This is a genomic window from Tahibacter sp. (assembly GCF_035481375.1).
Lineage (GTDB): Bacteria > Pseudomonadota > Gammaproteobacteria > Xanthomonadales > Rhodanobacteraceae > Tahibacter.
Window position 1 is genome coordinate 1 of the sequence record NZ_DATIGT010000159.1, and the last position, 7,182, is coordinate 7,182.

General features: G+C 68.8%; 5 protein-coding genes, 2 pseudogenes and 1 riboswitch. Of the genes and pseudogenes, 1 reads left to right on the forward strand and 6 read right to left on the reverse strand.

Annotated elements, in window-relative coordinates:
• The 5 genes and pseudogenes from VLF18_RS10775 to btuB form a co-directional block, all read right to left on the reverse strand.
• Window positions 1–247 (reverse strand): annotated as a pseudogene (locus tag VLF18_RS10775) (threonine-phosphate decarboxylase); the annotation flags it as partial.
• 58 nt (window positions 248–305) lie between these two features.
• A complete protein-coding gene (cbiB, locus tag VLF18_RS10780) occupies window positions 306–1,202 on the reverse strand; it encodes an adenosylcobinamide-phosphate synthase CbiB (protein WP_325279628.1) in 897 nt (298 codons plus the stop codon).
• Between the two features lie 43 nt (window positions 1,203–1,245).
• Window positions 1,246–1,863: a cob(I)yrinic acid a,c-diamide adenosyltransferase gene (gene cobO, locus VLF18_RS10785; protein WP_325279629.1), complete on the reverse strand. Its 618-nt coding sequence runs from the start codon at window positions 1,861–1,863 to the stop codon at window positions 1,246–1,248.
• A gap of 1 nt (window position 1,864) precedes the next feature.
• Window positions 1,865–2,446, reverse strand: coding sequence for a hypothetical protein (locus VLF18_RS10790; RefSeq protein WP_325279630.1), 582 nt, complete (start codon window positions 2,444–2,446; stop codon window positions 1,865–1,867).
• A 70-nt stretch (window positions 2,447–2,516) separates the two neighbouring features.
• Complete coding sequence (btuB, locus tag VLF18_RS10795) at window positions 2,517–4,367, reverse strand: TonB-dependent vitamin B12 receptor (RefSeq protein WP_325279631.1); 1,851 nt, start codon at window positions 4,365–4,367, stop codon at window positions 2,517–2,519.
• A gap of 134 nt (window positions 4,368–4,501) precedes the next feature.
• Window positions 4,502–4,704, reverse strand: a riboswitch (cobalamin riboswitch).
• 137 nt (window positions 4,705–4,841) lie between these two features.
• Between btuB and VLF18_RS10800 the strand changes: the two genes are divergently transcribed.
• Window positions 4,842–6,590 carry a radical SAM/SPASM domain-containing protein gene (locus VLF18_RS10800; RefSeq protein WP_325279632.1) on the forward strand — a complete coding sequence of 583 codons (1,749 nt, stop codon included), beginning with the start codon at window positions 4,842–4,844 and terminating at the stop codon, window positions 6,588–6,590.
• 9 nt (window positions 6,591–6,599) lie between these two features.
• On the opposite strand, the pseudogene VLF18_RS10805 reads toward VLF18_RS10800, so the two are convergent.
• Window positions 6,600–7,182 (reverse strand): annotated as a pseudogene (locus tag VLF18_RS10805) (DNA repair protein RecN); the annotation flags it as partial.

Genomic DNA, 7,182 nt, shown 5'->3' on the forward strand with positions numbered 1-7,182 from the left:
GCAGCGGCAGCGTCTGTATCGCCGCCTGCGTGCCCGCCGTCGGCAGCAGCGACGCGCAGCCGTAGTACGCGCAGGCCGCGGTGTCGAGGCCGTCGTCGTCCTCGGGCAGTCGCGTCCACGCCTCGCGCGGAATCGCCGGCACCGGCCAGCCCAGCGGGTTGATGCCGGTGGACACATCGAGCCATTGCGCGATCGGAATGCCGTAGCCGGCCGCGGCGCGCTGCAGGCGTCCGCCGTGGTCAAGCATGAGGACTCTCCGCGACGCCAGGGGCGTGCGGCGGTACGGCGTGGAATCGTGCGTGCACTCAGATCACCTCGATGAGCTCGATGAACCACAGAGCGACCAGCCAGATGACGACCGCGCGATAGACAAGGCGCAGCGCACCGCGGATCGATTCGGCGTCGGGCGCATCGCCCCAGCCGAGCGCAGGCCGCTCGTGCCACTGCCCGTCATACGGCGCGGCGCCGCCGAGCTTCACGCCGAGCGCGCCGGCACCGGCGGCCATGACCGGGCCCGCGTTCGGACTGTCCCAGGCCGGCGCCTGCGCACGCCAGCAGGCGATCGCGCGCAGGCAATGGCCGGCCAGCGCATAGCTCAGCGCCGTGAGCCGCGCCGGGACCAGATTCATCGCGTCGTCGAGCCGCGCGGCGAACCAGCCGAAACGGCGATAGCGCGGCGTGCGGTAGCCCCACATCGCATCCAGCGTGTTGACGAGCCGGTAGACGACCACGCCGGTCGCGCCGCCGACCGCGAACCAGAACAGCGCGCTGAATACGGCGTCGTTGCCGTTCTCCAGCACCGATTCGGTCGCCGCGGCGGCGACCTGGTTCGGATCGAGTTCCGCCGTGTCGCGGCTGACCATGCGCGAGACGGCGCTGCGCGCCGCGTCGATGTCCTGTTCGTCGAGCCGCTGCGCGACCGGTTCGGCATGCTCGCGCAGACTGCGCAGGCCGACGGCGAGATACAGCGCGATCACGCCGACGAGTTCGTTCAGAAGATCGATGCGGCCGAGCAGGAACACGACGATCGCCGGCGGCAGCACCGCCGCGGCGACGACGAGCGGCGAGCGATCGAATCGATCGGCGTACCCGCGTTCCTCGATCTGGCGCGCATAGCGGCCGAACGCGACGAGCGGATGCGCGCGGCGCGGTTCGCCGAACATATGGTCGAGCAGCAGCGCGCAGGCAATGGAAGACCACACGGTCGTAGGCTCGGCGACTCGGCAGGAAACGTGGACGGGATCGTTAGAGCTCGATGCCTTTCTGCGCCTTGATGCCGGCCTGATAGGCGTGCTTGACGACGTTCATTTCGGTCACCGTGTCGGCGACCTCGATCAGCGCGGCCGGCGCGGCGCGGCCGGTGATCACGACGTGCTGCAGCGGCGGGCGCGCGGCGAGCGCGGCGACGACGGCGTCCACGTCGACATACTGATACTTCAGCGCGATGTTCAGTTCGTCGAGCAGCACGAGATCGACGTCGGGGTCGGCGAGCATCGCCGCAGCCTTGTCCCAGGCCGCACCCGCGGCGCGCACGTCGCGCTCGCGGTCCTGCGTTTCCCAGGTGAAGCCTTCGCCCATGACGTGATAGCTGACTTCGTCGGGAAAGCGGCGGAAGAACGCTTCCTCGCCGGTCGCGAAGCTGCCCTTGATGAACTGCACGACGCCCACGCGCAGGCCGTGGCCCAGCGCGCGGGCGACCATGCCGAAGCCGGATGAGCTCTTGCCCTTGCCGTTGCCGGTCGTGACGACGACGACGCCGCGCTCGATCGTCGCGCGCGCGATGCCCGCGTCGACGACCGCCTTTTTGCGCTGCATGCGTTCGCGATGGCGCTGCGCCAGCGCGTCGGTGTCGTCGGTGTTCATGTCAGGCCTTGCTGGCGCCGGCGTGCCGGTCGCCGAGCGCGATCACGCCGATCGCGTGGACCACCGCGAAGACCGCGATGTAGGCCATCGACACGCTGACGAAGCTCGGCATGTACTGCATGAAGCGCTGCACGAACTCGGCGAAATGCGGTTCGGCGTAGCGGCCGCCCATCCAGTAGAACGAGCCGTTGGAAACGAGGAAGGAGGCGAGGCAGCTGGCCAGCGCGATCAGGCCGGCCGGCAGTGCGCTCGAAAGCTGGGGCTTGTAGAACTTTTTCGCGTAGAACGCGCCGCCGTACCAGAGCACGCCATAGGCGACGATGAGCATCGAATAGGCCGGCGTGACGCAGAAGTCGCTGACGCCGGCCATCGTGATCGCGATGTAGTCGATGAGTCCGGCCTCGAGCATCAGCAGCGGCAGGGCGACCGTGCCGGCGAGATAGAAGCCGGCGACGAAGAAGATCGCCATCGAGGCGTCAGGCAGGTGCAGCACCGTGCCGAAATGGTGGTAGCGCGTGGCCAGCATCAGCAGCATCAGGGCGAGCAGGATCAGCGATTGCTTGGCGGTGGGCAGGAACTTCATGGACTAACTCCTGGCGGCGAAATGGATGCGCAGCGGCGACAGCCGGACGGCTGTCGCCATGATGCCGGTCTCAGCGAACCGGACGATAGCGCAAGGTGACGTAATAGCTGCGACCCGGCTGATTGTAGAACGCCGCGGTTTCGTAGTCGTGGTCGGCGACGTTGACGGCACGCGCCTGGACCAGCCACTCCGGCGTGATCGTGTATTCGGCACGAAGATCGAGCGTGCCGTAGCCGCCGAGGCGGCGGCGGTTGCCGAGATCGTCGTAGCGCTCGCCCTGCGCATTGAGCGTGGCGCCGAATGCGAACGCGCCCAAGCGGCGGTCGATATCGACGCGCGCGGACTGGCGCGCGCGGCGCGGCAGGATGTTGCCGTCGTTCGCGCCGCCCGAAGCGTTCTTCGGATCGAGCAGGGTCACGCTGCTGTCGAGCGTCCAGCCGGCGAAGTCGACGGCCCAGCTGGCCTCGAGGCCGCGGATGCGCGCCTCGTCGATGTTGTTCGGCGCGAACAGCGCCGCGTCGTAGGCGATGAGTTCATCCACACGCGTCTGGAACGCATGCAGTTCCCAGCGGCTGCCGCCGGCCGCGCCGCGCAGGCCGACCTCGACGCTGCGCGATTCCTCGGGCTTGAGGTTCGCGTTGCCGAAGCCCGGGAAGTAGAGCTCGTTGAACGTCGGTGCCTTGAACGCGGTGCCGTAGTTCGCGACGAGGCGCAGGCCGTCGCCGAAGGCATAGCCCCAGGCGACGCCGCCGGTCGTGTGCGCGCCGAACTGTTCGTTGTCGTCGTTGCGTACGCTGGCCTGGAAATCGTGCGCGCCGGCGCTGCCCTGATACTGCGCGAACACGCCGGTCACGGTGCGCGAGTCTTCGTCGTAGACGGTCGTGCTGTCGACCTGGTCGTCGACATAGTCGGCGCCGATGCTGAGCAATTGATGCTCGGCGATGCCGATGTCGCCCTGCAGCGAATAGTTGTCGCGCTGCGTGTCGAACTTGCTCACGAAGGTGCCGTTGCCGAAGTTGTCGGAGTAGTCCTGGCTCTGGCCCGCGCTCGCGGTGACCACGAGACGCTCGTGCGCCTGCAGGCGCAGCTTCGTGCCGACGACCTGTTCGCGGTACACCGATTCGTTGACGAAGCTGCCGTCATAGGTGCTGCGGCCTTCGGCGCGCAGCGCATGCGCCTGCAGGTCGCCGGCTTCGCCGAAGCGCCAGCCGCCGTTGAGCGTCACCGACGAATTGCGGTACGGATCGTCGTCGGGCTGGTCGGCGAAACAGCCGGCCCCCGGCGTGACCTGGCCGCGGCAGGAGTTGAAGCCGTCGGTGTCGGCATGAGCGAGGTTCGCATTGAACCAGCCGCGCTCGCCGTTGACGCCGACGCCCGCGGTCGCTTCGCGCGTGTTGTAGCTGCCGAGCGTCGCGCTGAAGCTGGAATTGAGACCCTGTCCGGCGCCGCGACGCGTGAAGATCTGGATCACGCCGCCGATCGCCTCGGAGCCGTAGAGGCTCGACCGCGGACCGCGCACGACTTCGATGCGCTCGATCTGGTCGACCGGAAAATCCTGGAACGCGACGCTGCCGGCCGTGGCGGAACCGACGCGGACGCCGTCGACGAGGACGAGCAGGTGGTCCGACTCGGTGCCGCGCAGGAACAGCGAGGTCTGCTTGCCCGGGCCGCCGTTGTTGGACACGGACACGCCGGGCAGGCCGCGCAGCAGGTCGATCAGCGAGCGTGCCTGCAGGCGCTCGATGTCTTCGCGCGTGATCACGTTGACCGGCGCGAGGTTGTCGTCGACCGTGACCGCCGTGCGCGTCGCGGTGACGATGACGTCGTCGAGCTCCGGGGTATGCGGCGCGGGTTCCGCGCGCAGGGCGGCAGGCAGGGTCAGGAGCGCGGCAATAGCCGCGTAAAGCGTCGTACGGTGCATGAGTCTTCCTCCGCGCTCACCCGCGCGGTGCAACAGCGAGAACATCGGTTCGCGGAAGGAGGACAGCGGAGACAGGCCGGGGGCTGATCGCCGCGGCGCCGCCCTCCGCAGCACCACCAGGCCCTGCTCGCAGCGCGAGCGGACCGCTCAAGGCCGGTCTCCGGACTCACGAGCGGAGGATCTCCGACGCGGCGCCTTCCCGGATCGTTCCAGTGGCCTGTTGCCGCGCTGTGCTCGTTTACCGTTGCGGGGGCAGTGCCGGGTTGTTCACCGGCTTCCCGTTTAAGCGTCTGGACGTCCGAATACGCCAGTCGCCACCTGAAGCGGCGCGGATGTTAACAGGCCGTGATCCCGTGCGCCAATCGACCGCTCTCGACGATGCGGCGCCGTCAAGGCAATTCCTTAGCGTCGACGCAATGAACTGTTAGCGTCTGGCGTGGTAGTTGTGGCAGAGCATTGATACGGAGCGACGCCATGCACGGTTCTCCCGACGCCGACGAACAGCTACCCGAACCGCTCGACGCGAGCGTGCGGCGGGCCGCGCGGGGGCTGCGCATGGCGCCGCGCGAAATCGGGCCGCATCCGGGGCGCGGCCTCGCCGAAACATCGGGCTGGCTGTCCAAGCTCGCGTCGTTCGACGACGACGTGATGCGCAAGGCCGCGGAAATGTCGCAGCTGCGGCCGGAGTCGCTGACGGTGCTGGTCGACATCGTCAACAAGTGCAATCTGCGCTGCATCATGTGCCACTTCAGCTTCGACGAGGTGTTCTATCAGCGCTCGCAGCTGATGGCGCCCGAGACCTTCGCGGACATTGCCGCGACGATCCGGCCGTTCACGCGCCGGCTCGTCCTCTCGGCGGCCTACGAGCCGACGGCCTCGCCGCATTTCGGCGAGATCCTGCGCATCGCGGGCAGCCATCGGTTCCCCGAAATCAGTTTCCTGACGAACGGCAATCTGCTGAGCGATACGCTCGTGGAGCGCATCGTCGAGGCCGGCGTCACCGAAGTCTGCGTGTCGGTTCACGCCGCGCGCGCAGAGACGTACGCGCACATCCTGCGCGGCGGCAGCCTCGAACGCGCGATCGGCAATGTCGAAAAACTGCTGGCCCGGCGACGCGCGCGCGGCGACGGGCTGCCGCGCGTGCAGTTCAACGTGGCGCTGATGCGCAGCAATGTCGACGAACTCGTCGAGATCGTCGAACTCGCGGCGCGGCTCGGCGTCGACGCAGTCGCGTTCCGTCACTTGATCGTGTTCGAAGGGCTCGACATGGAAGCCGAATCGCTGGCCCGGCACGACAAGCTGCACGCGAACCGCTGCATCCGCGGTGCGCTGCAGCGCGCGCAGGCGCTCGGCGTGACGGTGACGAACGCCTGCGACTATTTCGACGTCGACGGGTTTCCCGCGCATTCGCAATGCGTCGGCGAGGCGCCGGCCGCCGCGCCGGTGCCGCAGCCGGCCCGCGGCAGAGTCGCCGCGTTGTGGCGGCGGCTGCGCGGCGCTCCGGCAGCGCCGGCGGCGGCCGCACCGCCGCATCCGATTCTCGGCGCGTTCGATACGCCGGACGGCGACGTGAATTTCTATTCGCCGAGCGTGGAGATTTCGGGCTGGGCGCTTGCGCGCGAGGGCATCGCCGACGTCTGCATCGGCCGCGAACCCGTACCCGGCGATCCGCCCGCAGCGATCGACGCCGACGGGCTCGTGCCGCTCGGCCGCGCGCGTTTCCACAACGCGACGCGTGGCGACGTGGTCGGCGCCTATCCGGACGAACCGCACGTGCACCGGGCCGGATGGGCGTTCACGCTGCGGCGCCGCGATCTGCCGGCGCAGACGGCCGACGGGACCGTGCAGATCTGCGTGATCGCGCGCGAGCGCAACGGCAACCGGCTCATGCTCGGCAGGCGCACGGTCCGTCTGCAGGTCGCGGCCGGGACAGGCGCCTGTCACGTGCGTTGCCGCAAACCGTTCGATTCGCTGTACATCGACGCGCGCTCGAACGTGTTTCCGTATTCGGACTGCCACACGGACAAGCCGTTCGGGCGCATGGACGGCAGGCCGTTCGAAGCGATCTGGAACGACCGCCGGCTCGCGGCGCTCCGGCGCGACATGGTGGCGGGCAACGAGCCCGGGATGTGCGTACGCTGCCCGCTGTTCATCAATCGCGACGTCGACGACAGCGCCACGTTCGAGGCGCACGCCGACTTTTCGACAGAAACGATGCGCTGAAACGCGGCGCTATTCGCGTGCCGCGCGCTCCAGCATCTGCTTGGCGTGCGCGAGCGATTCCTTCGTGATCTCGATGCCGCCGAGCATGCGCGCGATCTCTTCGCGGCGGGACTTGTCGTCGAGCGCATCGATGCGCGTGAAGGTCTGGCCGTCGACGCTGACCTTGCTCACGCGGAAGTGGCGATGACCCTGCGCAGCGACCTGGGGGAGGTGGGTCACGCAGAGCGCCTGGCGCGCGCTGCCGAGCCGGCGCAGCTTCTGTCCGACGACTTCGGCGACCGCGCCGCCGATGCCCGAATCGACTTCGTCGAACACCATGGTGCCGACGTCGTCGAGACCGAGCGCGGCGACTTCGATCGCGAGGCTGATGCGCGAGAGTTCGCCGCCGGAGGCGACCTTGCGCAGCGCGCGCGGCGGTTGGCCGGGATTGGCGCTGACGAGGAATTCGCAGCGTTCGGCGCCGAGCGGATCGGGGTCGGACTTCGCGGCGGGCTCCAGCGCGACTTCGAAGCGGCCGCCGCTCATGCCGAGTTCGCCCATCAGCGCGGAAATGTCGACGGCGAGCCGCGCGGCGGTCTCGTTGCGGCGGCGG

Excerpts from the sequence above, each read along its gene's own strand:
- cobO (WP_325279629.1), bottom strand. The coding sequence starts at position 1,863 with ATGAACACCGACGACACCGACGCGCTGGCGCAGCGCCATCGCGAACGC.
- VLF18_RS10790 (WP_325279630.1), bottom strand. The coding sequence starts at position 2,446 with ATGAAGTTCCTGCCCACCGCCAAGCAATCGCTGATCCTGCTCGCCCTG.
- btuB (WP_325279631.1), bottom strand. The coding sequence starts at position 4,367 with ATGCACCGTACGACGCTTTACGCGGCTATTGCCGCGCTCCTGACCCTG.
- VLF18_RS10800 (WP_325279632.1), top strand. The coding sequence starts at position 4,842 with ATGCACGGTTCTCCCGACGCCGACGAACAGCTACCCGAACCGCTCGAC.